This window comes from Klebsiella pneumoniae subsp. pneumoniae HS11286 (assembly GCF_000240185.1).
GTDB classification, from domain to species: Bacteria; Pseudomonadota; Gammaproteobacteria; order Enterobacterales; family Enterobacteriaceae; genus Klebsiella; species Klebsiella pneumoniae.
The window spans coordinates 14,937-38,627 of record NC_016839.1; the positions used below are offsets into that span (position 1 = coordinate 14,937).

Sequence of the window (23,691 nt, forward strand, 5' to 3'; positions counted from 1 at the left end):
TGCAACTGTGAAAGGGCATTTTTCATTCAAAAAGAGGTGACACTTTGAGTGCAATTATCAGCAAGTGCGGCATGTACAGATACCGTCTGGAAAGGGATGTGCAACCCGAAGGCCTTGTGTTCGGTTATTTTGGTGTAAACGGCTCTACGGCCACGGCCACCGAGGACGATCACACGGTCAGAAAGTGGATAGGGTTTACCAAGGTCAACGGAGGGAGGCGATTCATAGTCGGTAATGCTTTTGCTTTTCGGGCGACCGACGTTCGAGAGCTGGCTACGGCGGTTGATCCTGTCGGGCCTGAAAATGAAATCCACTTGGAAAGGATTATTCGGGATGCTGATGTCTTGGTGCCCTGCTGGGGGAGCCGAACTAAGCTGCCTAAGTCTTTGCATGTTCATTTGGACAGGCTTTTAGAGCAGCTCGTTGCATCTGGGAAGCCGGTATTGGCATTTGGCGTGACTGGTTCGGGGGACCCGAAGCACCCACTAATGCTTGGATATTCGACAAAACTTGTGCCCTGGGGAGGAAAATAATTATGTCGATGCTTGAAGCACGTTACTTCGTGGCAAAGATAAGCGATGCACAGGCCGTGCTCTGCGATGAGGAGCTGGCGACACTGGAAAGGCTGATCCGGAAGGTTGATGATGGCCGCAGAGCAAATGGCAAGAGCTCGCTTACTTGCGTTGTTGTCGAAGAAGATTGGCCGAACTGGCAGCAAACGGTTGACTCTGTACTTTCACTTGCTGACGGGAAAGACAACGATTGGACCAATGCCACACCAGAACAAATCAAGGCCTTTTGGGTCGATGACTCAGTTTGGAAAACTCTGGATGGCCGGGATAAATGGATTGAAGATCTCGACCTGCTGGTGGACGGTTCCCCGGTGGCTTCTGAGTGGGAACCTTTTGGCTTGGAATCAGGGCAGTCTGTCGTCATACGAGGCGGATGGATAGAAGGGAATGCCTTGAGTGATGATGGCGTACCGCTAGTGCAGGCATTCGTCGCTTGGAAACAGGGCCAAGACAACCACTAAAGGAAAATTACTTCGGAAGGGCGGCTATGGCCGCTTTCTTTTTAATATTTACAGCATCACATAATGATACTATGATGTTGTTAATTTACTTGGGGAGGCGCTTATGCTCACTGCTAAATGTATAGGGTGCGGATGCACCGATGATCACGCTTGTGTTGAAAACGGTCAACCGTGTCACTGGCTTCGCGTGAATAGAGTGGAAGGTATCGGGGTCTGCTCTTCGTGCCCGGATGCTCTCAATCAATTCGCATCGACCAGCCAGGAACAAGCAACTGGACAGGATGACTACCGGAACAGTCCAGAATGGAAGGATTTTTCATCACGCATTGGTAATGCACTATGCGGGGGCCGGAGCAAAGCAAAGTAAGGTAAAAACGGCTATGCCGTTTTTTATTTGTCTATTACGGCATCACATTATAAGCCTGTAAATGCTGAATCTGTAATTGCCCAAAATGGGCGTGAGCAGGGGCGGGGTGTGAGGTCGTTCTAAGGCAAAATACTTTGTACTGGCAGAACAAAGAAAGAATGAACTTTCACATGTGAAAGTTTTTGGGGTACGGGATGGAACAAGCAATTCAAAGTTACTTGGCTGACGACCGGCAATATCAAGACAGGATTACCGCAGCTCTCAGCCAGGTTGAAGAGAAAGGTGCAGAGTACGAAGCTCTTTGCCAACAGCGTGCTCAGTTGGGGATCTGGCAAAAAATTATAACGTTCTGGCAGTTTCGTCGAGACATCGCCGTTATACGTTCAGCACTAAAAGGCCATAACAGCGATTTGCGGTATTTGCGCCGTGGGAGAGACCAGCTCAAAGAGGGATTGGTTTCTCGGGCCGTGAAGCAAGCGATTGACGGTAGCCAGATTCTGGAACGAATCACCCAAGCTCAAGATAGGCTTGACGCCGCATCTCGACTCCACGAGAGCAACAAGCGACTGGTGGACATGGGGCAAAAAGCCTTACGTGAAATCAGTGAGGCCTCTTCCAGTGTTTCATCAGCACAAACAATGGAGGTTCTCGACCTTGTGACTGACAACAAGGGCATTTCCGTCATGTCGTCGATGTCAAACTCCTCGGCCAGCAGTGAAATAGACGATGCGAAGAGAGCTGTGAAAGCCTTCGCAAATGCGCTGGGGGATCATCGTGACATTGTGGGCTCACTGCACCACTCAATGGCAACTGAGTTTATCGATCTGGGTATGGACTTTGCCGGTTTGAATGATGGTTTCGACTTTGGGAGCGTCTTCTCGCTGTTCAGCTTGTCGTCTGCCAGTTCCTCTCTGGACAAAGTAGAGTCTCGCGTTGAATCTCTGATGCCAGATCTAAGACGAGCCGCCTCCAATTCGGCAGCAGAGTATGCCCGTGTTAACGAAGAGTTCTTTGGCCTGAAACAACAGGCCTGTTGCCAAGTGCATGAGTTGCTGGTGACAAATGGTATAGACGTGTCAGTCAAGCGCGTTGAGTCCGCCGTGAACAGCTACAGAGTTGGAAGGTGATATTTACAGCATCATAAAATGAACTTATGATGTGAGGTGATCAACAAGTCGAAATTTATTTAAAGGATAAGCGATGAGCGATATTACACAGCAAATGGACAAACTTGAGATTCCAATCAAGTTGTCCTTTCCAGTCATCAACGTTAGCACTTTTGAGCTGGGCCGCGCAGAGAGCGTTTTCTCTGACATTGCAAAGAAAGTCGGCAAGCACTTTATTGTAATGCCATTCAAGAAGCTGCCTGATCCAGGCACGATGAAGGCAATGGTGGACGAGTCCAAGAAGTCCTCCAAAAACGGAGTTGTCGTGTTCGACACTTTCTTTTTCGACCGCCAACGTGCAAACCCGGAAACACTCCCAGCCCTCAAGTCATCACTGACCTATCTGGAGAATGAGGGGATCAACTACATCATCGCTGGCAAAGACGTCTTCAATGAAGAGTTCGTTTATCACATCGATCTCCCGGCTATGAGCAATCAGGAAATCCTGAAACTGCTCCAGACCTGTGAAGATAACGTGAAAGATGGTGGAGTCTTCGAGAGCAACGAACGTGCTGTCATCGCAAACCACGCCTTGGGCTTGTCACACACCCAGATGAAGAACGTCTTCACCTACTCCGCTTACTTGAAATTCAAGGGTGAAGAATACCTGGGCGAGATCCGAAAAGAAAAAGCTCACATCTTGCGTGATGTCGGCCTCGATGTGCTTGAGGCCATTGATATTGGGAATGTCGGTGGTCTCGAAAACCTCAAGGAGTTCCTCCAGATACGTAAAGCCGGTTGGGACAAAGACCTTCCGGTAAAAGGTGTCCTTCTGGCCGGTGTACCTGGTGGTGGTAAATCGCTGACGGCAAAAGCCGCTGCCGGTGTACTTGGCACTACCTTGGTTCGCCTGGATATGGGCCGTTTCTATAGCAAGTATCTCGGTGAAACCGAGCGCCAGTTCAATCGTGCATTGCAGACCATTGAGCAGATCGCACCCGTTGTTGTGTTGATTGACGAGATGGAGAAGTTTTTTGGTAATGCCGATGGCGAACACGAAGTATCCAAGCGCCTGCTGGGCTCTTTCCTCTACTGGCTTCAAGAGCGCAAGAAGAAGATCTTCATTGTGGCGACGGCCAACCGGGTTCAGTCGCTGCCTCCTGAATTGATGCGAGCTGGCCGCTGGGACCGAGCATTCTTCATTGATCTGCCAAGTGTGGCTGAGCGCCAGAAGATTTTTGAGATCCACCTCGCCAAGCAGAAGGCCAACATCGCCGCGTTCGATATGCCTACGCTACTTCGTACCACCGAGGGATACACCGGGGCAGAGATTGAACAGGCCGTCATTGACGCGATGTATCTGGCGAACGCTCAGGACAAAGAGCTCAACAATGAAGCGCTGGTGGATGCGGTCACTCGCATTACCCCGACCAGTGAAACTCGCCGGGAAGACATCAACCAGATTCGCAGTTTGCGGGATCAAGGCTTCTATCCGGCCAATAACTTCGATGTTCAAGAGCAGAATGGCTCTGGACGCAAACTTGCCATCGAGGACTAAGCGATGGAGTGGATTTTTTGGACTGCTCTTGCTGTGTCATTGATATTCCACTCAGAAGTCAGCGACTTAATCAATGCTCTAGCTGAGTGGGCTAGGGAGCGAGCTGGTGCGGCCAGGAGAGAGCATCAAAACGGCAGAGAGGAGAATTGACCGTTATGTACAAACAAGACATTGAGAAGGGGATTGAGCTGCTCAAGCTGTGCAGCAAACTCCAGTCAGAAAAAGATGGAGTGGATAGACCAGAGCCTCTGGTTATCGACAAGAGTAAGGTGCTGGACCAGTTCGCCCGAGACGTTTCCACATCGATCACCTACATGAGTTCGTTGTTCAAGCTCATCCCCATGATGGAAAACCTTACCGAGCTTGGCCGAAAGCTGGAGAAAGAAGGAAAGATCGAAGTTTCTCTCGGGCAAGACTATTCCATTGCCGCGCTTAACTTTGTTATGTCGGAACACGGCATGACACCCGAAACAACTCAGGAGTGATGAGATGAGCCATATCGTAAAAGGCAAGGTGCAGGTCGCCTACAAAGACAAAGAGCTGCTGTTGAAGGCTCTGGAGGGAGTTGGCGTTGTTGTTGAAAACGAAAAGCTGTACCGCGTGGGCGCTGGCTACACCTTCGAGAAATACCCGATTGTTCTGATCGACCAGAACAACAAGGAGCACCGGATTGGCTACAAGGAAAAAAACGGTGTTTGGGAGCAGTACCAGGAAAACTACGGCTCTTATGGCCGCTGGACGCAGCAGGCAAGCAGCAAGGTGCAGGATCGCTACATTGCCTTCCACTACGAGCAGCAGTTGAAAGAGGAAGGTTTCAGCGTGACGGTGAAGCAGCATCACGATGGCACTTTGGAACTGGAAGCTGAGGAAGCTGTTTGGTAATAGCGCCAAGGCAATCAGATTAGTTGAACTTAACGACGAGGTGACAAAGTGAAAAAGGTAAACATCAAGATCAAGGGCGGCAAGATTGCTGCCGATTTCACGGGGTTTCAGGGTAAGACCTGTGAAGCGCTGGAACAGCGTATTCGCCCGGAAGAGCTCGAAGTCGAAGAAAAAGAGCTGAAACCCGAGTACCACTTCAATGCTGGTCAAACCCAGCACGAAACGGAACAGAACGAATGGTGATGAGAAGGACAGGGCGCGTCCCCCTTCTTTTGCTGGTTGGTCTCATGGTCGCAGCTCCTGCGGCCTTTGCCAGTGACTTTGTGACTGGCGTTATGGTGGGGCAAATGCTCTCAGATGACTCAGGCAGCAAGAAGATAGAGGACACTGGCCCGGAGAGCAAAACGGTCATTGATTACCATGACGGTCAGCCAGTTGTGACCAAAGTGGAGGCCTTCAAAAGCAATAAATGGCGCAAACTGGATGGCCCTCAGGGCGGCTATTTTGTTTGCCCAGGTGAATACCGTAGCTATTCGGGAAGGCTGCGATGCCGTATTCATGATGACGGGTTTAATGGCTTTATGGGCGGTATGACTGATGCTCAGGAGCTGCCGCTCCAAGAAGCTCTGACCAAGTTGGAAGGTAAACCCATCTCCCTGCAAACCATTGAAGTCCACGGCAACAACCTGGCAGTCAAATACCAGTTAGCACCACCAGCACAAACGCACGTCAAAAACTCAGGATCTGGGGGTGGTCAAGCAGGATGGTGAAACGCAGAAGGCTGCCAGCCAACAATCAGCGTCATCCATAGTGACTGCACCAAAGAGTGAACCTCCCAAGCAGATTAATGCTGCACAAGACACTGACCGCAATACCAGTGCGTTTCAAAGTCCGTTCGAGGAGGTAAGTGACTCCATGATCGGTCTAATGGATAGCTCTTTCGTCAAAGTCATAGCGGGATTGATGCTGGTGTTTGGGGTTGCTAGTGGAATTATGAGGCAGAGCCCATCAGGAATTGTGATGGGGATAATGCCTGCAATTATGATCATGACCGCGCCAACGGTTATTCGTACCGTATTCGATACAGGCGCGGCCAGTACCAAGCCAGTGGAAGATAGCGGAAGCTCATTTCCTTTCTTCTTGGTGGCAATAGTACCGGTGCTGATTTTCTTTGCCTATAGAGCTTTTATGAATAACCGGAGCGACTCCGAAATTGATGAGTTGTTAAGAGAAGCCCGACGTGCAGAAAGGGCTGAACGACCAAGCAATGAGCCTCCCTCAGTGGATGAACTCCGTGAGCGCCAGCAACAAAACACAGAAAGAGAACCGGTGGTTGTCAGCTCATCAGCTCCGGCACCAAAGGTGCAAAAGGAAGAGCCAATCGAAGTACAGCCAGGCAAGCGCAAAATTATTTTGGATTAGTGGGGTCGGTTATGAGCAAAAAGCGCATCGTAATCAAAAATGGTGAGGTCTGCGGGTTTGCCGATGAGGTTTCCTTCAAAGGCCTTGAAGTGCAGGAATACAGTAAAACAAGGGTTTCGCGCATCGTGCCGACGAGCGGCATTCTAATGATTGCGTTCTATGTTATTCGCGGACTTTGTTCAGACGAGTCAAAGATTGCGGCATGGACTCGTGTTTGGCGTTGCCAGTGGAAGGTGCTGATCGACGGTAAAAGCTATGGCCCATTCAGCAGTCGTGCGGATGCTATCTCGTTCGAGAAGGACGAGATCTACAAACAAGGCAAATTCTTTGCCGATGCCACTCACGAGGCGGCAGTATGATGACACGGGCGGCTATGGCCGCTCTGTTATCCGCGTTGGTAATAGGCCTTGTGTCTGATTTGGCCGCACAAGAGCTGGTGGTAAGCCCGGTGGCTATAGACAAGTCCACTGAGGTGGAGAAAGAAGCTACCTTCCACAACCGCAAGTGGGTGTTAAGGACGGGGCAGGTTAGTGGATTCTTCATCTGCCAAGGAGATAACAAAGACATTTACTACCGGCATGACAGGGTGGGCGCTCACTGCCAGAAGACATCGACTGGGTGGCGCAATGTACTGGGTCTCAGGGACGATGTTCCGGAAGTTGAGCTGAGCGTGTACCTGGGGACCGTTGAAGGTGTCCCCGTGAAAGTCCTTCATCAGGAAGTGTATGGTTACGATCTGAAAGTGCAGTACAAGGTTGCACGTAAAGGGTCAGCAAATGAGTGAGAGTGTGCGTCGGTCAACGCCGATGGTAAAGATTAAAGTCCTGCCGAGTTTCGTAGGGGTTCCCTTCCCGTCGGTGCTACTTATCGTTGCGGGGCTCCTTAATGGCCCTTTGTGGGGCTTTGCCGCATTCGTCTTTCATATCGTCATCAAGCGGTACATCTACAGAGAATACCGGAGGTTGCCATATCCGATGCCAACCGGCTCAAGGCCTATGGATGAGTTGAGCGATCTCCTTGTAAAGGGGATACCGGAGGAATTTTTCCGGCGGCTTGACGCAGCTTGCAGCTCTGATGCGTCAGTACAAATAACCTGCCCAAAGAAATACCGGCTGCTCAAAATGTCGTTGAATCGCTATGCCAACCGCGCTGGTTGTTACCCGCAGTTCCGGGAGGGGGATGAAATAGCGATTGAGGTAACAGAGCAGAGACCAAGAAAAGCAGGAGCAGGGAAGGGCTTTCCAAGTATTCAAGATCTGAAAGCGTCAGAGGGTGTTCTGAGTGAACCGGAGCAGCCTATCGAAATTCAGAAAGATAAGCGCAAGATTATCTTGGATTGAGGTGGGTTGGAATGCGGTCATTTTTATACAGAATATTGCTTCTTTGCTTCGTCATTATCGTCCAGATAGGGCTAATCGCCATTGATGCGAGCCCGTTGGTTGTTGCTATGTTCCTCTCGCTAACAGCTTTAGTCGCTGGGGTCTGGATGGCGTACCTTCATTCCCGATTTTTGATGGCGGTGACTCCAGTAGTTGTCTCTGTGCTAATGGCGACCCTCGCCATGAAAATGTTTGAGCCGAGACTCTTTGTTTCTGCCAGCGAAAAAGGCTGGTTCCCTTTGTCATTGTTCGTCTCGATACCGTTTTACTTCTACTTGAGTTACTTGCTTGAGATAGAGGAGAAGAGACGTACATTCCGGGCCAATGTAATTGGTTTTTTGCGTGGAGTTTCGGAAGAGATCCGTCGTTCAACTAGAGAGCATAACGGCCGTTGGCTTAATGTCCACGCCGAACGTGGCAGAGTCTTACCAGAGCAAGTTCAAGGGCCGCAACGGTCTTGATAAGGTTCTGGGCGACAGTGAAACGACCCGCGTGAAGATTAACTCTGTGATCCTCGATAAACCGCACGGCGTAGCAACGATACGCTTTACTACGGTTCGCCGCGTGCGCAGCAATCCCGTTGATGATCAGCCGCAGCGCTGGATTGCCATTATGGGGTATGAATATAAATCGCTGGCGATGAATGCTGAGCAGCGTTATGTCAACCCGCTGGGTTTCCGCGTGACGAGTTATCGCGTCAACCCTGAAGTTAACTGAGGGCTGCCCCATGAAAAAACTACTTCTTTCAGCAGTCGTTTTGTCAGTCCTGGGAGGCGCGGCCACTAACGTTATGGCGCTTGAGGTTGGCCGCAATTCTCCTTATGACTATCGCATTAAAAGCGTTGTTTATAACCCTGTTAATGTGGTCAAAATTGACGCTATCGCCGGTGTGGCTACCCACATTGTTGTCGCGCCTGACGAAACCTATATCACTCATGCTTTTGGCGATTCTGAAAGCTGGACGTTTGCGCACAAAATGAACCATTTTTTTGTGAAGCCGAAACAGGCCATGAGTGATACCAACCTGGTGATCGTCACCGATAAGCGCACCTATAACATCGTCCTCCATTTCATCGGTGAAGAAACGAAGAAAAATGCAGACGGTACGGTATCAAAATCCTTTATTGAAACGCCGTGGGCTGTGCGCCAGGCCGTTCTTCAGCTGACCTATGAATATCCGTTTGAGCAGCAGGAAAAAGCCAAAAGCGCGGCTGATAAAAAACGCATTACGCAGAAGCTGAAGCAGACGGCTTTTGCGGGGGCGAAGAACTATCAGTACGTAATGAGCGAACAGCCTGAAATGCGCAGCATCCAGCCGGTTCACGTCTGGGATAACTACCGCTTTACCCGGTTTGAGTTTCCGGCCAATGCGGAGTTACCGCAGGTCTACATGATTTCGGCCAGTGGCAAAGAAACGCTGCCTAACTCTCATGTTGTGGGTGAGAACCGCAACATCATCGAGGTGGAAACCGTCGCTAAAGAGTGGCGTATTCGTCTGGGCGATAAAGTCGTTGGCGTTCGTAATAATAATTTCGCGCCGGGCGCCGGTGCGGTAGCAACCGGCACGGCTTCCCCGGATGTGCGCAGGGTTCAAATTGGGGAGGATAACTGATGGCCCGTAAAAGTGTCGATGTAGATCAGGAACTCGATGAAAACACCGGAGACGGTGAATTCGAAAGCGAGCGTGGCGGATTTAAAGGCAGTAACCGCCGTTCGGCTCCTGGTATGAAAGCCTTTGTCATACTGATGGCGCTGCTTGCTTTGGTATTCATCGGGATTACGGTCATGGGTAAAATTCGCACCCCGGCTAAAGCTGAAGCTGATAAAGACGGTGGTAAAGCGCAACAGGCCAATACACTGCCAAACTACAGCTTTAACAGCGATCCTGATGTTAATAAACCTGCAACTGCGCAGAATAGCGCCACTGATGCCCGTGCTGTGCAGGCTGCCGCACAGGCAGATGCAGATGCGGGCAGCAGCAATACCGCCGCGCGTACCTCTAATAAGCGTAAAGAACCTTCGCCTGAAGAACTGGCTATGCAGCGTCGTCTGGGCGGCGAGCTGGCCCAGACTAATCAGGCGGCTACAAGCAATAGTCCCGGAGTGCAGCCCCAGGACAACGAAACAAGCGAAGGTAGTTCAGCACTCGCTAAAAACCTGACTCCTGCAAGGCTGAAGGCTAGCCGCGCTGGAGTCATGGCTAATCCCAGCCTGACTGTTCCGAAAGGCAAAATGATCCCCTGTGGTACCGGCACCGAGCTGGATACCACTGTTCCGGGTCAGGTTTCCTGCCGGGTTTCACAGGACGTTTACTCAGCTGATGGACTCGTTAGGCTGATTGATAAAGGCTCATGGGTTGACGGGCAGATTACCGGTGGTATCAAAGACGGCCAGGCGCGCGTGTTTGTTCTCTGGGAGCGTATCCGCAATGACCAGGACGGGACAATCGTTAATATTGACAGTGCCGGAACGAACTCACTCGGCAGCGCGGGGATTCCGGGCCAGGTGGATACCCATATGTGGGAGCGTCTGCGTGGTGCGATCATGATTTCGTTGTTCTCTGACACCTTAACGGCGCTGGTTAACCAGACGCAGAGTAATAACATTCAGTACAACAGCACAGAAAACAGCGGTGAGCAGCTGGCGTCTGAAGCACTTCGCTCTTACATGTCTATCCCCCCTACCCTCTACGATCAGCAGGGTGATGCGGTGAGCATTTTTGTTGCCCGCGACCTCGATTTCAGCGGCGTTTATACGCTCGCAGACAACTAAAAAAGTGGGCGCTTAGCGCCCGCTTTTCTTCAGGAGTAATCATGACTGATGCAGCTTTCTATCAACTTGGCCCACTGCGCGAGTATTTAGAAGATCCTACTGTTTTTGAAATTCGCATTAACTGCTTTCAGGAAGTTATCTGTGATACGTTCAGCGGCCGCAGGGTTGTGCAGAACGCGGCAATTACGGCAGATTTTATTAGGAACCTTGCTAAATCGTTGGTGAGCAGCAACAAGCTGACCATGCAGGCCATTAATGACGTGATCCTGCCTGGCGGGATCAGGGGCGTTATCTGTCTGCCCCCTGCGGTGATTGACGGTACAACGGCCGTAGCGTTTCGTAAGGATTTGGCGGCCGATAAAAATCTGGAGCAGCTGACCAGCGAGGGGATTTTCAGTGACTGCCGGAAGATTACCGGCAGCAAGCAAAGCCTAACGGATGATGATTTTTTCCTTAAAGAGCTGCACAGCAGCGAAAAATGGCCCGCATTCCTGCAAACCGCCGTTGAGAAGAAACGCACTATCGTGATCTGCGGTGAAACCGGGTCGGGGAAAACGGTACTCACGCGCGCGCTGTTAAAATCGCTACATAAAGACGAGCGTGTAATTATTTTAGAGGACGTTCACGAAGTCACGGTCGATCACGTTGTAGAAGCCGTTTATATGATGTACGGCGATGCAGGAAAGATCGGCCGCGTCAGCGCCACTGATGCCCTGCGAGCCTGTATGCGTCTGACACCGGGCCGTATCATCATGACTGAGCTTAGGGATGATGCTGCGTGGGATTATCTTAAAGCACTTAATACCGGCCATCCAGGCGGTGTTATGTCAACGCACGCTAACTCTGCGCGCGATGCCTTTAACCGTATTGGGCTGCTTATCAAAGCGACCCCTATCGGCCGTATGCTCGATATGAGCGATATTATGCGAATGCTCTACTCCACCATTGACGTTGTGGTGCATATGGAAAAGCGGAAAATCAAAGAAATTTATTTTGACCCTGAATATAAAATGCAGTGTGTGAACGGGAGCCTGTAATGAAAAACTTAGCAACCTGGCTTCTGGCCGCAGCATTTACGACAGCCGCCCTGCCCGCCTTTGCGGTGGAACCATCCGTTCAGGTTGGCTACTCGCCTGAAGGAAGCGCCCGCGTTCTCGTCCTGAGCGCCATTGACTCCGCAAAAACCTCGATACGGATGATGGCTTATTCTTTTACCGCCCCGGATATTATGAAGGCACTGGTAGCAGCCAAAAAACGGGGAGTTGATGTGAAAATCGTAATTGATGAAAGGGGCAATACGGGGCGCGCCAGCATTGCGGCCATGAACTACATAGCGAACAGCGGCATCCCTTTGCGTACTGACAGTGATTTCCCTATCCAGCATGACAAGGTGATCATCGTGGATAATGTGACCGTTGAAACTGGCAGCTTTAATTTCACCAAAGCGGCCGAAACGAAAAACTCGGAGAATGCGGTGGTGATCTGGAACATGCCTAAGCTCGCTGAATCATTCCTCGAACACTGGCAAGACCGCTGGAATCGGGGGAGAGACTACCGTTCCAGCTACTGAATACTGACCGCCGAAAGGCGGTTTTTTTTGTTCAAAGAAACTGATCTCAGTATCGCGCACGGGGCAGCTGGCCAACGTCGCCGGCATCGCGCCGGCAAAAATCGAAAAACAGAAATATCAGCAAGATAGCTTAAACAGGTGTCGGGAAATTTCGTTGAGATATTTTGAAGGAATCACAGTGTAAGCAGGCGGCCTATTTCAAAAAAGGCGGCTGTACGGTAGTCACTGACTCTCTCGCAGATCTTCCCGCTCATGTACCAGTAATACCCGTCAGTGCTGACAATATCGAGCAAATACCGCATATCATAAACCGTATCGGGTATTACCTCACCCTCACCGGCCAGAACGCCGCTGGCAATAGAATGGTTCCCTCCTCGTACAAAGCCTATCCGCCAGGGCAACCACAAAGTAACGCGGTGGTTAATATCCTGTACCCACGGATTGCCCTTAGCGCTGCCTATATGGGGTCTGAGGTCCAACCATGCGAAAAACCACGTTAAGAAAGCAACCTTCTGAAAAGGCGACGTTTATCAGTTTTTTTTCCGGCCATAAAGGGGGCGGAAATTATTCCCTGCACGGGTATTCGCAAGGATTTCGGTAGTGCTCTGGCTCTGCCCCCCATAACCTGGCGGACAGAGCATGATTGGGAAAGCGGTACCCTCACGGCAGAAACGATTGACGCAGGCTATATTTCTATTATTCTGGAAATATAGATAAAGGAGGTATTATGGATTTAAACACTGCTGCAAACGCACTTCGAGAACTGGGCCACCCGACACGTCTCAGCATATACCGGGAGCTGGTCAGGGCGGGTCATGAAGGCCTGCCGGTTGGCGAACTGCAGAAGCACCTTGAGATTCCTGCCTCCACGCTCAGCCATCATCTTTCAGCGCTGATATCCGCTGGACGGCACTGTTGCAAATAGTCGGTGGTGATAAACTTATCATCCCCTTTTGCTGATGGAGCTGCACATGAACCCATTCAAAGGCCGGCATTTTCAGCGTGACATCATTCTGTGGGCCGTACGCTGGTACTGCAAATACGGCATCAGTTACCGTGAGCTGCAGGAGATGCTGGCTGAACGCGGAGTGAATGTCGATCACTCCACGATTTACCGCTGGGTTCAGCGTTATGCGCCTGAAATGGAAAAACGGCTGCGCTGGTACTGGCGTAACCCTTCCGATCTTTGCCCGTGGCACATGGATGAAACCTACGTGAAGGTCAATGGCCGCTGGGCGTATCTGTACCGGGCCGTCGACAGCCGGGGCCGCACTGTCGATTTTTATCTCTCCTCCCGTCGTAACAGCAAAGCTGCATACCGGTTTCTGGGTAAAATCCTCAACAACGTGAAGAAGTGGCAGATCCCGCGATTCATCAACACGGATAAAGCGCCCGCCTATGGTCGCGCGCTTGCTCTGCTCAAACGCGAAGGCCGGTGCCCGTCTGACGTTGAACACCGACAGATTAAGTACCGGAACAACGTGATTGAATGCGATCATGGCAAACTGAAACGGATAATCGGCGCCACGCTGGGATTTAAATCCATGAAGACGGCTTACGCCACCATCAAAGGTATTGAGGTGATGCGTGCACTACGCAAAGGCCAGGCCTCAGCATTTTATTATGGTGATCCCCTGGGCGAAATGCGCCTGGTAAGCAGAGTTTTTGAAATGTAAGGCCTTTGAATAAGACAAAAGGCTGCCTCATCGCTAACTTTGCAACAGTGCCAAATATCGTGCCAGCTGAAGCTCATCCGGTTCACCGGTGAATCTGCCATAGCTTTCAGTCTGCTCAGTGGTCAGAAAGTCAACGGGCATATCGGCCTCCCTGCCTGACGGGCATTTAGTAACATTTTTCCAACCGTACGAAATGTTATAAATTATCGGACATCGTAAAACTGTTACATTAATATGTCTATTAAATCGTAAATTTGTAATAATAGACATGAGTTGTCCGATATTCGATTTAAGGTACATTTTTATGCGACTTTTTGGTTACGCTCGGGTCTCAACCAGTCAGCAGTCTCTTGATCTTCAGGTCAGAGCACTCAAAGACGCAGGTGTGAAAGCAAACCGTATATTTACCGATAAGGCATCCGGCAGTTCAACAGACCGGGAAGGGCTGGATTTGCTGAGGATGAAGGTGGAGGAAGGTGATGTCATTCTGGTTAAGAAGCTCGACCGTCTTGGCCGCGACACTGCCGATATGATCCAACTGATAAAGGAATTTGATGCTCAGGGCGTGGCAGTCCGGTTCATTGATGACGGGATCAGTACCGACGGTGATATGGGGCAAATGGTGGTCACCATCCTGTCGGCTGTGGCACAGGCTGAACGCCGGAGGATCCTAGAGCGCACGAATGAGGGCCGACAGGAAGCAAAGCTGAAAGGAATCAAATTTGGCCGCAGGCGTACCGTGGACAGGAACGTCGTGCTGACGCTTCATCAGAAGGGCACTGGTGCAACGGAAATTGCTCATCAGCTCAGTATTGCCCGCTCCACGGTTTATAAAATTCTTGAAGACGAAAGGGCCTCGTGATACGCCTATTTTTATAGGTTAATGTCATGATAATAATGGTTTCTTAGACGTCAGGTGGCACTTTTCGGGGAAATGTGCGCGGAACCCCTATTTGTTTATTTTTCTAAATACATTCAAATATGTATCCGCTCATGATACAATAACCCTGGTAAATGCTTCAATAATATTGAAAAAGGAAGAGTATGAGTATTCAACATTTTCGTGTCGCCCTTATTCCCTTTTTTGCGGCATTTTGCCTTCCTGTTTTTGCTCACCCAGAAACGCTGGTGAAAGTAAAAGATGCTGAAGATCAGTTGGGTGCACGAGTGGGTTACATCGAACTGGATCTCAACAGCGGTAAGATCCTTGAGAGTTTTCGCCCCGAAGAACGTTTTCCAATGATGAGCACTTTTAAAGTTCTGCTATGTGGTGCGGTATTATCCCGTGTTGACGCCGGGCAAGAGCAACTCGGTCGCCGCATACACTATTCTCAGAATGACTTGGTTGAGTACTCACCAGTCACAGAAAAGCATCTTACGGATGGCATGACAGTAAGAGAATTATGCAGTGCTGCCATAACCATGAGTGATAACACTGCGGCCAACTTACTTCTGACAACGATCGGAGGACCGAAGGAGCTAACCGCTTTTTTGCACAACATGGGGGATCATGTAACTCGCCTTGATCGTTGGGAACCGGAGCTGAATGAAGCCATACCAAACGACGAGCGTGACACCACGATGCCTGCAGCAATGGCAACAACGTTGCGCAAACTATTAACTGGCGAACTACTTACTCTAGCTTCCCGGCAACAATTAATAGACTGGATGGAGGCGGATAAAGTTGCAGGACCACTTCTGCGCTCGGCCCTTCCGGCTGGCTGGTTTATTGCTGATAAATCTGGAGCCGGTGAGCGTGGGTCTCGCGGTATCATTGCAGCACTGGGGCCAGATGGTAAGCCCTCCCGTATCGTAGTTATCTACACGACGGGGAGTCAGGCAACTATGGATGAACGAAATAGACAGATCGCTGAGATAGGTGCCTCACTGATTAAGCATTGGTAACTGTCAGACCAAGTTTACTCATATATACTTTAGATTGATTTAAAACTTCATTTTTAATTTAAAAGGATCTAGGTGAAGATCCTTTTTGATAATCTCATGACCAAAATCCCTTAACGTGAGTTTTCGTTCCACTGAGCGTCAGACCCCGAAAACGATTTAGGAGACACCGATGAACATCAACGATGCCCTCACCTCCATCCTGGCCTCAAAAAAATACCGCGCCCTTTGCCCGGATACCGTGCGGCGCATCCTGACTGAGGAATGGGGGCGGCATAAATCCCCCAAACAGACCGTAGAGGCTGCACGCACCCGGCTGCATGGAATTTGCGGGGCATATGTCACCCCGGAATCGCTCAAGGCTGCTGCCGCCGCGCTTTCTGCGGGCGATGTAAAAAAGGCATTGTCGCTGCATGCCTCCACCAAGGAGCGACTGGCCGAGCTGGATACCCTGTACGATTTTATCTTTTCAGCCGAAACTCCCCGCCGCGTGCTGGATATCGCCTGCGGTCTTAACCCCTTGGCGCTATACGAGCGCGGCATTGCATCCGTGTGGGGCTGTGATATCCACCAGGGATTGGGGGATGTCATCACCCCCTTTGCTAGGGAAAAAGATTGGGATTTTACCTTTGCCCTGCAGGATGTGCTGTGTGCGCCGCCCGCCGAAGCCGGCGACCTGGCGCTGATTTTTAAGCTTTTGCCCCTGCTGGAGCGGGAGCAGGCCGGTTCTGCCATGGCACTTTTACAATCCCTCAATACCCCGCGCATGGCTGTCAGCTTTCCCACGCGTAGTTTAGGCGGGCGTGGAAAAGGCATGGAGGCGAACTACGCCGCATGGTTCGAGGGCGGCTTGCCCGCCGAGTTTGAGATTGAGGATAAAAAGACCATCGGAACAGAACTTATATACTTGATAAAAAAGAATGGATAAGCCAATCAGAAGGCAAATCATCTAAAAAAGAGGAACGAAAAATATTTTTCGTTCCTCTTTTGTTCTATCGAACAAGCACACTACGACTGCTGTTTTTGAAGCAGCCTTTTATAGCTCAGCTCGATGCCCAACGCCCCCAGCGGCGCTGTAAGTATAATGGCAAGAACCGCCACCGCAAGTATGGTTTCCCCACTGCCAAGCCCCATCGCCAGCGGAATAGCGCCGATTGCAGCCTGCACCGTTGCCTTGGGCAGATAGGCAATCATGCAGAACAGGCGCTCCTTCCGGGATAGGTCTGTACCCAGCGTACTCATCCACACGCCCAGCATGCGAAACAGCAGCGCAGCTGTGATCAGCAGCATGCCGCTTAGCCCGGCGGAGAAAAGGTAACGGATGTTGACCGTTGCACCCACCAGCACAAACAGCCAGATTTCTGCCGCCACCCAAAGCTTTGAAAATTTGCCGGATATACGCTTTGCAACCGGGGCGTTGGTTTTTAAAAGGGTGACGCCCATCCCCATCACCGCCAGCAATCCGGAAAATAGCGCCCTTTCGCCCAGGGTTTTCTCCAACGCAACCAGCGCAAAGGATGCGCCCAGCAGCAGGAGCACCTTGATCGTATCACGCATATGTACCCGCTTAAAAAGGGCTGCCGGCCGGCAAGGTGCTGTGCACGGATCTGCCCTGGCAGGGCATCAACGAAGACCAGAACCTGGGCATCGCCATCACCCGCCGTGCGCTGGAAGCCCCGCTGCGCGCCATCGTGGCCAACGCCGGTGAAGAACCGAGCGTGATCGTGGCCAACGTCAAGGCCGGCGAAGGCAGCTACGGCTACAACGCCGCCACCGGCGAGTTCGGCGACATGATCGCCATGGGCATCCTGGACCCGACCAAGGTGACCCGCTCGGCCCTGCAGCACGCCGCTTCCGTCGCCGGCCTTGCGATCACGACCGAAGTGGTCGTGGCCGAAGTGCCGAAGAAGGAAGAGCCGGCCATGCCGGGTGCTGGCGGTATGGGCGGCATGGGCGGCATGGATTTCTGATCCGGTTGGCCCGGTCGTCAGGGAACCGGACCGCGCCAGCGCGGTCCGATCCCGGCAACGACCCGACATCAAGGCCCCAAGGACGGGGCCGGAGCCCGGCAGCGATGCCGGGCTTTTTGTTGTGCCCGCGCCGCGGCAATGTCTGACGCGAAGATCAGAACGCACCGATACGAACGTGCGAACACAGGCGCAACACTGAGCAGCCGTCCCCGCACCGGAGCGCTGCGTGCCGCGCCTCGCCACATCCCGGCGGCAAGCCGCGGGATGCGCGCCACTGCCGTCCGCCCACACCGGTTCGCGGTACGCGCGCCACGCGCCCGAGCGCACGCTGCTGTACGCGTTGGTAGAGGCGCACTACCCGGACTTCATTGCACGGATCGAAGCGGAGGGCCGCTCGCTGCCCGGGTATGTCCGCGAGGCGTTCGATGCCTACCTGCGTTGCGGCGTACTCGAGCACGGCTTCCTGCGGGTGGTGTGCGAGCACTGCCGTGCAGAGAGGCTGGTGGCCTTCTCCTGCAAGAAGCGCGGGTTCTGCCCGAGTTGCGGCGCGCGACGCATGGCCGAGAGTGCGCGGCACCTGGTCGAGGAGGTGTTCGGCCCGCGGCCTGTGCGGCAATGGGTGCTGAGCTTTCCGTACCCCTTGCGTTTCCTGTTCGCCAGCAAGCCAGAAGCCATTGGCCCGGTGCTGGGCATCGTGCAGCGCGTGATCGCCGGCTGGTTGGCCGATCAAGCCGGCATCGACCGCGCCAGCGCCCAGTGCGGCGCGGTGACGCTGATCCAGCGTTTCGGCAGCGCGCTGAACCTGAACATCCACTTCCACATGCTGTGGCTCGACGGCGTGTACGTGGAAGCCACCGAGCTGCCGCGGCGCGAACTGCGCCTGCACCGCGCCCCGTGCGCCCACCACCGCGCAGTTGACCCAGCTGGCAGCTACCATCGCGCACCGGGTGTGTCGGCACCTGACGCGCAAAGGCTGGCTCGAAGGGGAGGGCGAATCGGCCTTCCTGGCAGACAGCGCTGCAGGCGACGACAGCATGGATGGGCTGCGGATGAGTTCGATCACCTACCGCATCGCCACCGGCCGCGACGCTGGCTGCAAGGTCGTCACGCTGCAAACGCTGCCCGGTGACGCCGGTTCGCTGGAGGGCGAAGCCGGCAAGGTCGGCGGCTTCTCACTGCATGCCGGCGTGGCGGCCGAAGCACACGAAAGCCACAAGCGGGAAAAGCTGTGCCGCTACATCACGCGCCCGGCGATCAGCGAGAAGCGGCTGTCGATAGCGCTCCAGGGCAGGGTGCGTTACCAGCTCAAGACCCCGTGGCGCAATGGCACCACGCATGTGGAATGGGATCCGGTGGATTTCATCGCCAAGCTGGCGGCGCTGGTCCCGCCACCTCGCGCGCATCTCACCCGCTTCCACGGCGTATTCGCCCCGAATGCAAACCTGCGTGCGCAGCTGACGCCCTCGGGGCGCGGCAAGCGGCCTGCGGGCGATGCGGCGCCAGTGGACGTCAGCGCCCACGACGCGCCGCGCAGCCCCGAGGAGAAGCGCCGTGCGATGAGCTGGGCGCAACGGCTCAAGCGGGTCTTTTCCATCGACGTCACCGCCTGCGTCCACTGCGGTGGCACCGTGCGGATCGTCGCCAGCATCGAGGAACCCACCGCCATCCGCGCCATCCTCGCCCACTTCGAGAAGCACGGCGCGCGGGAAGAAGCGCACTACAGGCCCGCAGCGCGCGCGCCGCCAGTGCAAGCCGCGTGACGATCTGCCGGCTGCACAGCCGACGGCGAAACCGGAATCCGAGCCGATGCGGCCACGATCCGCAGGGCGGCGCTCGGCCCGCTGTCGGGAATCAGCGAAGCATGGCTGCTGACAACGCCGCTGCGTGGCCCCGCGATGCCGAAATCCCACTCACAGACGTCCGATCCGTGCCCAAAACGGGGCTTGCGCGACCGCCGCCTACCCAGCAGACTGCCCGAAAAGGGCGTTTGAACTTCCTATACGCAAGGAACGTCTCGCCTGCCAAATCGGGCCATGTGACGGCTGACCGCTTGGCGAGCGGATGCCGTTCCGGTAGCACCGCCAAGAGCGGTTCGGTCCATGTGCGACGGGAATGGCAGTCGGGTGGTTGGGGCGTGCCCGCGACGAACGCCACGTCCAACCTGCCGGCGCGAAGCTGCACCACCGCTTCACGGGCCGGGCCTTCGGCGATCTCGACTTCAACATCGGGGTAATCCTTGCGGTATTGGCCGATCAGCTTTGCGAGGAAGCTATGCGGAATCAGGGCATGGATACCGATACGAAGCCGGCCGCTTTCTCCGGCTGCCGCCATGCCGGCGGTTTTCACCGCATGGTCGAGTTGGTCAATACCTACGGCTATCCGCTCGACGAAATGGCGTCCGGCCTCGGTCAGCCGAACGCCGCGCGCATGACGCTCGAACAAGAGGATGCCGAGGTCTTCTTCCAGTGCCTTCACGCGGGCGCTGACGCTGGACTGTGCAACGCCGAGCGCGTTGGCGGCGTGACGGAAGTTGAGATATTCGGCGACAGCGAGAGTGTGAACTAAGGTCATCATTGGCACTCGCCCCGAAAGGAGATGATTGCTCAACAGATTTAATCCGTCATTTCTCCTAAGTCTACGCATGCCAAATCGCCATGACTAAATCACAATGAAGTTGCGAATGGTCTGCGTAGTATTGGCAGACATATTAAATAGAGGATCGCGCCGACAATCCAAACCCAACCGTTCCATGCCCCGGCGGTGGCAGAATAGAGTGCTGTGAAGCCAAGCGGTCCTGCGATAGAGCTTAGATTGGTGAGGCTCGTTAGCGTTCCTTGCAAAGCCCCTTGCTTGTTACTGCTGACATTGTTTGAGAGCATTGCCTGCAAGGCCGGCATGCCAACACCCCCGGCGGCAAGCAGCAACAGAATCGGGAACACCATCCATCCCTGCGTGGCAAAAGCCAGAAGAACGAAGCCAGTCGCATCCGCAGCCATGCCAAACAGCAGCGTGCGCCGCTCTCCAAGCCGGCTTGAAAGCGGGCCGGTAACAAACGCTTGGAAGATCGCATGTGTTGCCCCAAACGCCGCGAGCGACAAACCAACGGTCGCGGTGTTCCACTGAAAACGGTCCTCGCCATATATGACCCATAGGGCTGCAGGCACTTGGCCGATCAGTTGAATAATGAAGAAAACTGCGAAAAGCGCACCTAGCCCGCGCAATGCATCATCCAGCCGTAACAGAACGAATGGTTTGATGCGAACCGGCTTTCCGGTCCCGCCATGGCTGTGATGAGTCTCCTTGAGGAAAATGCAGGCAAGCAGGAACGCGAACCCGTTGAGAAGGGCGGCGGCGATAAACGGGGCATGAGCAGAGATACCACCGAGCATGCCACCAAGTGCTGGCCCGGCAATCATGCCCGCCCCATAACAGGCCCCCATGTAGCCGAACCAGCGTGCGCGAGAACCTTCCCCCGTCGAATCGGCAATGGTTGAGGCTGCTACAGCTCCGGTTGCGCCCGTGACGCCGGACACGAGTCGGCCGATATAGAGCACCCATAAGACCGGCGCTGATGCCATAATCGTGTAATCGACTGCGGCTCCTGCAAGAGAAGCCAGAAGTACCGGACGCCGACCGTAAGAATCCGAAAGCTGTCCAAGCATGGGCGCGAAGACGACCTGCATCAATGCATAGAGCGACAGCAAGGCACCATAGTGTCCAGCGACCTGCTCTGCTGGCACAAGCTCACGCAGAAGCGTCGGAAGGACGGGCATGATGAGGCCGAGACCCATGGCGTCAAGACCCACGATCAGCAGGGCAATGATGGCAGAGCTGCGCACCTGAAACTCCAGCGCCGCTCAATGGAGCGACTTTATCAACGATAAGGAGATGGACATATAACTTATCGGTGATAAATTGTCAAGCACTGGCGAAGGAACGTGAATGACCAAACTGGACAAGGGCACCGTGATCGCGGCGGCGCTAGAGCTGTTGAACGAGGTTGGCATGGACAGCCTGACGACGCGGAAGCTCGCTGAACGCCTCAAGGTTCAGCAGCCTGCGCTTTACTGGCATTTCCAGAACAAGCGAGCGCTGCTTGATGCGCTCGCCGAGGCGATGCTGGCGGAACGCCATACCCGCTCGCTACCCGAAGAGAATGAGGACTGGCGGGTGTTCCTGAAAGAGAATGCCCTGAGCTTCAGAACGGCGTTGCTCTCTTATCGGGACGGCGCGCGTATCCATGCCGGCACTCGACCGACAGAACCGAATTTTGGCACCGCCGAGACGCAAATACGCTTTCTCTGCGCGGAGGGCTTTTGTCCGAAGCGCGCCGTTTGGGCGCTCCGGGCGGTCAGTCACTATGTGGTCGGTTCCGTTCTCGAGCAGCAGGCATCTGATGCCGATGAGAGAGTTCCGGACAGGCCAGATGTGTCCGAGCAAGCACCGTCGTCCTTCCTGCACGATCTGTTTCACGAGTTGGAAACAGACGGCATGGATGCTGCGTTCAACTTCGGACTCGACAGCCTCATCGCTGGTTTCGAGCGGCTGCGTTCATCTACAACAGATTAGAGGCTTATGCCCCTTTGCCGCCCCAACTGCCACGACACCGATCCGCTTTGCACGATGCCCATGACCTCACGGCCGAGCTGGCGGTCGATGACCGGCCGCCACGGGACAAGGGAAATGAGCGGTATCTTGCCAGACAGGATACCGCCATTCACGAGGTTTCGAAGATTATTGCGCCGCATCGGAGCGGGCTTGCTTCCAGTCGTCGGCTAGACGACTGGCGACTTCTCGGTGGCAGCATCACGGGATCGAAGGAGCGCCAGCCCCAACGACACCAGCACTGCCATTGCCGTGGCGTAACAAATCACGGGCCACGCTGTATCGCCGTTTAACAGCGTCACCGCCAATGTCCCGACGATACTGACTATCAGGCTTTGGATGCAGAAGTAGAACGCAACCGCTGATCCAGCGATGTCGTCGAACTGCGCAAGTGCGCCGTTGGCGGTAACGGACACCGTGAAGACAATGCCGACCGCGACAACCCACATCGGCAGGATGAAGCTGAAAAATGACGGCGATCCGAAAAGTTGGCCGATCCCCAACAGGATCGCGCCGGAAACGAGCAACGCCATCCCGCGCGCTACGCATCCCGCGATACCCCATTTGGCAACGAAGGACTTTGCGAAGCGGGTTGTCGTGACCATGACCAGCGCGACAGTCGCGAAGGCCAAGCTAAATCCGATCTCGGAATAGCCGGCTTGGCCTATGAGAACACGGGGGGCTGTCGAGAAGAAAACGAAGAATGTGCCCATGCCGGCACTAAATCCGACCGTGTAAACCCAAAAGGCCGGACTCGCGAAGATCGGCAAAACAGATCGTTGCGTTCTGGCCTGATCCAACGGTCGGGTTTCATGCCACCTGAAACTGGCGTTTAAGAGTGCGAGCGAAGCCAGTGCAGCCAGTGTGATGAAGATCGCCTGCCATCCCCAAAACTCGCCGATCAGCGCACCGGCTATAGGGCCGAGCGCAGGCACGAACGCCAGCATCGAACTGAAAAGGCCGTAGATGACGGCACCTTCGGGACGATTGGCATATACGTCGCGCACGGTCGCGAAGGTGGCCACCAGCATGGCCGATGCTCCAACAGCCTGAACCAGACGAAACGCAACAAAGGCTAATGCAGTTGAAGAACAAGCCGCTCCCAGAGACGCAGCAACGAAAGCCGTTGCGCCTACAAGCAGGATCGGCCGTCGCCCGACGCGATCGGAGAGTGGCCCAAAGATCACTTGGCCCACACCGAGCATCACCATGTAGAGGCTCAACGTGAGTTGGATTATGGATGGAGTCGTGTTCAGGACGCCCGGCATCGCCGGAACGACTGGAAGATAAATATCCATCGCCAGCGAGGCGAGGATGTCGAAGGGAGCCATAAGCAGCAAGGCTGCCGGCAGCGTATAGGCCCACGCGGGGCGTGTGGTGGTCATGACGAATCAACCTCTCGATTAAGGATACCGGGCAGCGTCTGCTCGTCAGCAATCAGATGGGATT

At 53.9% G+C, this 23,691-nt stretch carries 36 protein-coding genes; 28 read left to right on the plus strand and 8 right to left on the minus strand.

Translation table 11 applies throughout. The annotated features are described in order from the left end of the window. Positions 1-44 precede the first annotated feature (44 nt). From KPHS_p300310 to KPHS_p300370, 7 genes are all read left to right on the plus strand, one after another. Positions 45-533: a hypothetical protein gene (locus KPHS_p300310; protein ID YP_005220979.1), complete on the plus strand. Its 489-nt coding sequence runs from the start codon at positions 45-47 to the stop codon at positions 531-533. 2 nt (positions 534-535) lie between these two features. Continuing rightward, positions 536-1,033, plus strand: coding sequence for a hypothetical protein (locus KPHS_p300320; protein YP_005220980.1), 498 nt, complete (start codon positions 536-538; stop codon positions 1,031-1,033). Between the two features lie 196 nt (positions 1,034-1,229). After that, positions 1,230-1,400 (plus strand): hypothetical protein, encoded by a 171-nt coding sequence (locus tag KPHS_p300330; protein YP_005220981.1) that lies wholly within the window; start codon positions 1,230-1,232, stop codon positions 1,398-1,400. Positions 1,401-1,594: 194 nt separating this feature from the next. Further along, the gene (locus KPHS_p300340) at positions 1,595-2,527 is read left to right on the plus strand and encodes a hypothetical protein (RefSeq protein ID YP_005220982.1); all 933 of its coding nucleotides are present in this window, start codon (positions 1,595-1,597) and stop codon (positions 2,525-2,527) included. Positions 2,528-2,600: 73 nt separating this feature from the next. Further along, positions 2,601-4,064, plus strand: a complete 1,464-nt coding sequence (locus KPHS_p300350; RefSeq protein YP_005220983.1) for an ATPase — start codon at positions 2,601-2,603, stop codon at positions 4,062-4,064. 3 nt (positions 4,065-4,067) lie between these two features. Beyond that, entirely contained in the window at positions 4,068-4,214 is a 147-nt protein-coding gene (locus KPHS_p300360; protein YP_005220984.1) for a hypothetical protein, read from the plus strand. Between the two features lie 5 nt (positions 4,215-4,219). After that, positions 4,220-4,549: a hypothetical protein gene (locus KPHS_p300370; protein YP_005220985.1), complete on the plus strand. Its 330-nt coding sequence runs from the start codon at positions 4,220-4,222 to the stop codon at positions 4,547-4,549. Here the strand turns inward: KPHS_p300370 and KPHS_p300380 are convergent. Further along, the gene (locus KPHS_p300380; protein ID YP_005220986.1) at positions 4,506-5,165 is read right to left on the minus strand and encodes a hypothetical protein; all 660 of its coding nucleotides are present in this window, start codon (positions 5,163-5,165) and stop codon (positions 4,506-4,508) included. The two genes, KPHS_p300370 and KPHS_p300380, sit on opposite strands and share 44 nt — an antisense overlap. Before the next feature lie 17 nt (positions 5,166-5,182). Between KPHS_p300380 and KPHS_p300390 the strand changes: the two genes are divergently transcribed. Genes KPHS_p300390 through KPHS_p300490 form a run of 11 tightly spaced genes read left to right on the plus strand, consistent with a single transcriptional unit; the run spans position 5,183 to position 12,089 of the window. Further along, positions 5,183-5,716, plus strand: coding sequence for a hypothetical protein (locus tag KPHS_p300390; RefSeq protein YP_005220987.1), 534 nt, complete (start codon positions 5,183-5,185; stop codon positions 5,714-5,716). After that, positions 5,697-6,368, plus strand: coding sequence for a hypothetical protein (locus tag KPHS_p300400; protein YP_005220988.1), 672 nt, complete (start codon positions 5,697-5,699; stop codon positions 6,366-6,368). Before KPHS_p300390 ends, KPHS_p300400 begins: the two co-directional genes overlap by 20 nt. 11 nt (positions 6,369-6,379) lie before the next feature. Next, positions 6,380-6,727 carry a hypothetical protein gene (locus KPHS_p300410; protein YP_005220989.1) on the plus strand — a complete coding sequence of 116 codons (348 nt, stop codon included), beginning with the start codon at positions 6,380-6,382 and terminating at the stop codon, positions 6,725-6,727. After that, positions 6,724-7,152, plus strand: coding sequence for a hypothetical protein (locus tag KPHS_p300420; RefSeq protein YP_005220990.1), 429 nt, complete (start codon positions 6,724-6,726; stop codon positions 7,150-7,152). The genes KPHS_p300410 and KPHS_p300420 overlap by 4 nt, the downstream gene beginning before the upstream one ends. Continuing rightward, a complete protein-coding gene (locus KPHS_p300430; protein ID YP_005220991.1) occupies positions 7,145-7,708 on the plus strand; it encodes a hypothetical protein in 564 nt (187 codons plus the stop codon). The genes KPHS_p300420 and KPHS_p300430 overlap by 8 nt, the downstream gene beginning before the upstream one ends. Before the next feature lie 11 nt (positions 7,709-7,719). Then, positions 7,720-8,208, plus strand: a complete 489-nt coding sequence (locus KPHS_p300440) for a hypothetical protein (protein ID YP_005220992.1) — start codon at positions 7,720-7,722, stop codon at positions 8,206-8,208. Next, positions 8,162-8,464 (plus strand): protein TraE, encoded by a 303-nt coding sequence (locus KPHS_p300450; protein YP_005220993.1) that lies wholly within the window; start codon positions 8,162-8,164, stop codon positions 8,462-8,464. The genes KPHS_p300440 and KPHS_p300450 overlap by 47 nt, the downstream gene beginning before the upstream one ends. A gap of 10 nt (positions 8,465-8,474) precedes the next feature. Further along, on the plus strand, positions 8,475-9,359 hold the full coding sequence (locus tag KPHS_p300460; RefSeq protein ID YP_005220994.1) for a TraO: 885 nt from the start codon (positions 8,475-8,477) through the stop codon (positions 9,357-9,359). Then, positions 9,359-10,519: a protein TraF gene (locus KPHS_p300470; protein YP_005220995.1), complete on the plus strand. Its 1,161-nt coding sequence runs from the start codon at positions 9,359-9,361 to the stop codon at positions 10,517-10,519. The genes KPHS_p300460 and KPHS_p300470 overlap by 1 nt, the downstream gene beginning before the upstream one ends. 41 nt (positions 10,520-10,560) lie before the next feature. After that, on the plus strand, positions 10,561-11,556 hold the full coding sequence (locus KPHS_p300480; protein YP_005220996.1) for a protein TraG: 996 nt from the start codon (positions 10,561-10,563) through the stop codon (positions 11,554-11,556). Next, on the plus strand, positions 11,556-12,089 hold the full coding sequence (locus KPHS_p300490; RefSeq protein YP_005220997.1) for an endonuclease: 534 nt from the start codon (positions 11,556-11,558) through the stop codon (positions 12,087-12,089). The genes KPHS_p300480 and KPHS_p300490 overlap by 1 nt, the downstream gene beginning before the upstream one ends. Positions 12,090-12,262: 173 nt before the next feature. Here the strand turns inward: KPHS_p300490 and KPHS_p300500 are convergent, their stop codons facing one another. Next, positions 12,263-12,391, minus strand: coding sequence for a Fip (locus tag KPHS_p300500; protein YP_005220998.1), 129 nt, complete (start codon positions 12,389-12,391; stop codon positions 12,263-12,265). A gap of 425 nt (positions 12,392-12,816) precedes the next feature. On the opposite strand from KPHS_p300500, the gene KPHS_p300510 reads away from it, so the two are divergent. The 5 genes from KPHS_p300510 (at position 12,817) to KPHS_p300550 (ending at position 16,595) form a co-directional block, all read left to right on the plus strand. After that, the gene (locus tag KPHS_p300510; protein YP_005220999.1) at positions 12,817-13,014 is read left to right on the plus strand and encodes an ArsR family transcriptional regulator; all 198 of its coding nucleotides are present in this window, start codon (positions 12,817-12,819) and stop codon (positions 13,012-13,014) included. A gap of 46 nt (positions 13,015-13,060) precedes the next feature. Next, entirely contained in the window at positions 13,061-13,765 is a 705-nt protein-coding gene (locus KPHS_p300520; RefSeq protein YP_005221000.1) for a putative transposase, read from the plus strand. A gap of 304 nt (positions 13,766-14,069) precedes the next feature. Beyond that, the gene (locus KPHS_p300530; protein YP_005221001.1) at positions 14,070-14,627 is read left to right on the plus strand and encodes a hypothetical protein; all 558 of its coding nucleotides are present in this window, start codon (positions 14,070-14,072) and stop codon (positions 14,625-14,627) included. 182 nt (positions 14,628-14,809) lie between these two features. Beyond that, positions 14,810-15,670 carry a beta-lactamase gene (locus KPHS_p300540; RefSeq protein ID YP_005221002.1) on the plus strand — a complete coding sequence of 287 codons (861 nt, stop codon included), beginning with the start codon at positions 14,810-14,812 and terminating at the stop codon, positions 15,668-15,670. Between the two features lie 169 nt (positions 15,671-15,839). Next, complete coding sequence (locus tag KPHS_p300550) at positions 15,840-16,595, plus strand: RmtB (protein YP_005221003.1); 756 nt, start codon at positions 15,840-15,842, stop codon at positions 16,593-16,595. A gap of 80 nt (positions 16,596-16,675) precedes the next feature. Here the strand turns inward: KPHS_p300550 and KPHS_p300560 are convergent, their stop codons facing one another. Continuing rightward, positions 16,676-17,224, minus strand: a complete 549-nt coding sequence (locus KPHS_p300560) for a putative Na(+)/H(+) antiporter (protein YP_005221004.1) — start codon at positions 17,222-17,224, stop codon at positions 16,676-16,678. A 35-nt stretch (positions 17,225-17,259) separates the two neighbouring features. Here KPHS_p300560 and KPHS_p300570 point away from each other — a divergent pair, with 35 nt between their 5' ends. Further along, on the plus strand, positions 17,260-17,637 hold the full coding sequence (locus KPHS_p300570; protein ID YP_005221005.1) for a GroEL-like/integrase protein: 378 nt from the start codon (positions 17,260-17,262) through the stop codon (positions 17,635-17,637). A gap of 154 nt (positions 17,638-17,791) precedes the next feature. Here KPHS_p300570 and KPHS_p300590 read toward each other — a convergent pair whose 3' ends face one another. Beyond that, the gene (locus KPHS_p300590) at positions 17,792-17,950 is read right to left on the minus strand and encodes a hypothetical protein (RefSeq protein ID YP_005221006.1); all 159 of its coding nucleotides are present in this window, start codon (positions 17,948-17,950) and stop codon (positions 17,792-17,794) included. Between KPHS_p300590 and KPHS_p300580 the strand changes: the two genes are divergently transcribed. Next, the gene (locus tag KPHS_p300580) at positions 17,902-18,555 is read left to right on the plus strand and encodes an ISCR15b transposase (protein YP_005221007.1); all 654 of its coding nucleotides are present in this window, start codon (positions 17,902-17,904) and stop codon (positions 18,553-18,555) included. The genes KPHS_p300590 and KPHS_p300580 overlap by 49 nt on opposite strands. Continuing rightward, positions 18,552-19,397: a transposase gene (locus KPHS_p300600; RefSeq protein YP_005221008.1), complete on the plus strand. Its 846-nt coding sequence runs from the start codon at positions 18,552-18,554 to the stop codon at positions 19,395-19,397. The genes KPHS_p300580 and KPHS_p300600 overlap by 4 nt, the downstream gene beginning before the upstream one ends. A 91-nt stretch (positions 19,398-19,488) precedes the next feature. Here KPHS_p300600 and KPHS_p300620 read toward each other — a convergent pair whose 3' ends face one another. Next, positions 19,489-19,968 carry a putative LysR-type transcriptional regulator gene (locus KPHS_p300620; RefSeq protein YP_005221009.1) on the minus strand — a complete coding sequence of 160 codons (480 nt, stop codon included), beginning with the start codon at positions 19,966-19,968 and terminating at the stop codon, positions 19,489-19,491. Between KPHS_p300620 and KPHS_p300610 the strand changes: the two genes are divergently transcribed. Next, positions 19,924-20,202 (plus strand): hypothetical protein, encoded by a 279-nt coding sequence (locus KPHS_p300610; protein ID YP_005221010.1) that lies wholly within the window; start codon positions 19,924-19,926, stop codon positions 20,200-20,202. The genes KPHS_p300620 and KPHS_p300610 overlap by 45 nt on opposite strands. A gap of 98 nt (positions 20,203-20,300) precedes the next feature. Here KPHS_p300610 and KPHS_p300630 read toward each other — a convergent pair whose 3' ends face one another. Further along, positions 20,301-21,476: a tetracycline resistance protein gene (locus tag KPHS_p300630; protein YP_005221011.1), complete on the minus strand. Its 1,176-nt coding sequence runs from the start codon at positions 21,474-21,476 to the stop codon at positions 20,301-20,303. A 103-nt stretch (positions 21,477-21,579) separates the two neighbouring features. On the opposite strand from KPHS_p300630, the gene KPHS_p300640 reads away from it, so the two are divergent. After that, positions 21,580-22,206 (plus strand): tetracycline repressor protein class G, encoded by a 627-nt coding sequence (locus KPHS_p300640; protein ID YP_005221012.1) that lies wholly within the window; start codon positions 21,580-21,582, stop codon positions 22,204-22,206. Here KPHS_p300640 and KPHS_p300650 read toward each other — a convergent pair. Next, the gene (locus KPHS_p300650) at positions 22,203-22,385 is read right to left on the minus strand and encodes a hypothetical protein (RefSeq protein YP_005221013.1); all 183 of its coding nucleotides are present in this window, start codon (positions 22,383-22,385) and stop codon (positions 22,203-22,205) included. The two genes, KPHS_p300640 and KPHS_p300650, sit on opposite strands and share 4 nt — an antisense overlap. Positions 22,386-22,412: 27 nt before the next feature. After that, a complete protein-coding gene (locus KPHS_p300660; protein ID YP_005221014.1) occupies positions 22,413-23,627 on the minus strand; it encodes a putative chloramphenicol and florfenicol resistance protein (CmlA) in 1,215 nt (404 codons plus the stop codon). Positions 23,628-23,691 lie beyond the last annotated feature (64 nt).

Bases quoted from the DNA above. Each gene is read 5' to 3' on its own strand.
- KPHS_p300320 (YP_005220980.1), top strand. From the start codon at position 536: ATGTCGATGCTTGAAGCACGTTACTTCGTGGCAAAGATAAGCGATGCA.
- KPHS_p300340 (YP_005220982.1), top strand. From the start codon at position 1,595: ATGGAACAAGCAATTCAAAGTTACTTGGCTGACGACCGGCAATATCAA.
- KPHS_p300350 (YP_005220983.1), top strand. From the start codon at position 2,601: ATGAGCGATATTACACAGCAAATGGACAAACTTGAGATTCCAATCAAG.
- KPHS_p300360 (YP_005220984.1), top strand. From the start codon at position 4,068: ATGGAGTGGATTTTTTGGACTGCTCTTGCTGTGTCATTGATATTCCAC.
- KPHS_p300370 (YP_005220985.1), top strand. From the start codon at position 4,220: ATGTACAAACAAGACATTGAGAAGGGGATTGAGCTGCTCAAGCTGTGC.
- KPHS_p300390 (YP_005220987.1), top strand. From the start codon at position 5,183: ATGGTGATGAGAAGGACAGGGCGCGTCCCCCTTCTTTTGCTGGTTGGT.
- KPHS_p300410 (YP_005220989.1), top strand. From the start codon at position 6,380: ATGAGCAAAAAGCGCATCGTAATCAAAAATGGTGAGGTCTGCGGGTTT.
- KPHS_p300420 (YP_005220990.1), top strand. From the start codon at position 6,724: ATGATGACACGGGCGGCTATGGCCGCTCTGTTATCCGCGTTGGTAATA.
- KPHS_p300430 (YP_005220991.1), top strand. From the start codon at position 7,145: ATGAGTGAGAGTGTGCGTCGGTCAACGCCGATGGTAAAGATTAAAGTC.
- KPHS_p300440 (YP_005220992.1), top strand. From the start codon at position 7,720: ATGCGGTCATTTTTATACAGAATATTGCTTCTTTGCTTCGTCATTATC.
- KPHS_p300460 (YP_005220994.1), top strand. From the start codon at position 8,475: ATGAAAAAACTACTTCTTTCAGCAGTCGTTTTGTCAGTCCTGGGAGGC.
- KPHS_p300470 (YP_005220995.1), top strand. From the start codon at position 9,359: ATGGCCCGTAAAAGTGTCGATGTAGATCAGGAACTCGATGAAAACACC.
- KPHS_p300480 (YP_005220996.1), top strand. From the start codon at position 10,561: ATGACTGATGCAGCTTTCTATCAACTTGGCCCACTGCGCGAGTATTTA.
- KPHS_p300490 (YP_005220997.1), top strand. From the start codon at position 11,556: ATGAAAAACTTAGCAACCTGGCTTCTGGCCGCAGCATTTACGACAGCC.
- KPHS_p300500 (YP_005220998.1), bottom strand. From the start codon at position 12,391: ATGCGGTATTTGCTCGATATTGTCAGCACTGACGGGTATTACTGGTAC.
- KPHS_p300510 (YP_005220999.1), top strand. From the start codon at position 12,817: ATGGATTTAAACACTGCTGCAAACGCACTTCGAGAACTGGGCCACCCG.
- KPHS_p300520 (YP_005221000.1), top strand. From the start codon at position 13,061: ATGAACCCATTCAAAGGCCGGCATTTTCAGCGTGACATCATTCTGTGG.
- KPHS_p300530 (YP_005221001.1), top strand. From the start codon at position 14,070: ATGCGACTTTTTGGTTACGCTCGGGTCTCAACCAGTCAGCAGTCTCTT.
- KPHS_p300540 (YP_005221002.1), top strand. From the start codon at position 14,810: ATGAGTATTCAACATTTTCGTGTCGCCCTTATTCCCTTTTTTGCGGCA.
- KPHS_p300550 (YP_005221003.1), top strand. From the start codon at position 15,840: ATGAACATCAACGATGCCCTCACCTCCATCCTGGCCTCAAAAAAATAC.
- KPHS_p300560 (YP_005221004.1), bottom strand. From the start codon at position 17,224: ATGCGTGATACGATCAAGGTGCTCCTGCTGCTGGGCGCATCCTTTGCG.
- KPHS_p300580 (YP_005221007.1), top strand. From the start codon at position 17,902: ATGCGCGCCACTGCCGTCCGCCCACACCGGTTCGCGGTACGCGCGCCA.
- KPHS_p300610 (YP_005221010.1), top strand. From the start codon at position 19,924: ATGGATACCGATACGAAGCCGGCCGCTTTCTCCGGCTGCCGCCATGCC.
- KPHS_p300620 (YP_005221009.1), bottom strand. From the start codon at position 19,968: ATGGCGGCAGCCGGAGAAAGCGGCCGGCTTCGTATCGGTATCCATGCC.
- KPHS_p300640 (YP_005221012.1), top strand. From the start codon at position 21,580: ATGACCAAACTGGACAAGGGCACCGTGATCGCGGCGGCGCTAGAGCTG.
- KPHS_p300650 (YP_005221013.1), bottom strand. From the start codon at position 22,385: ATGCGGCGCAATAATCTTCGAAACCTCGTGAATGGCGGTATCCTGTCT.
- KPHS_p300660 (YP_005221014.1), bottom strand. From the start codon at position 23,627: ATGACCACCACACGCCCCGCGTGGGCCTATACGCTGCCGGCAGCCTTG.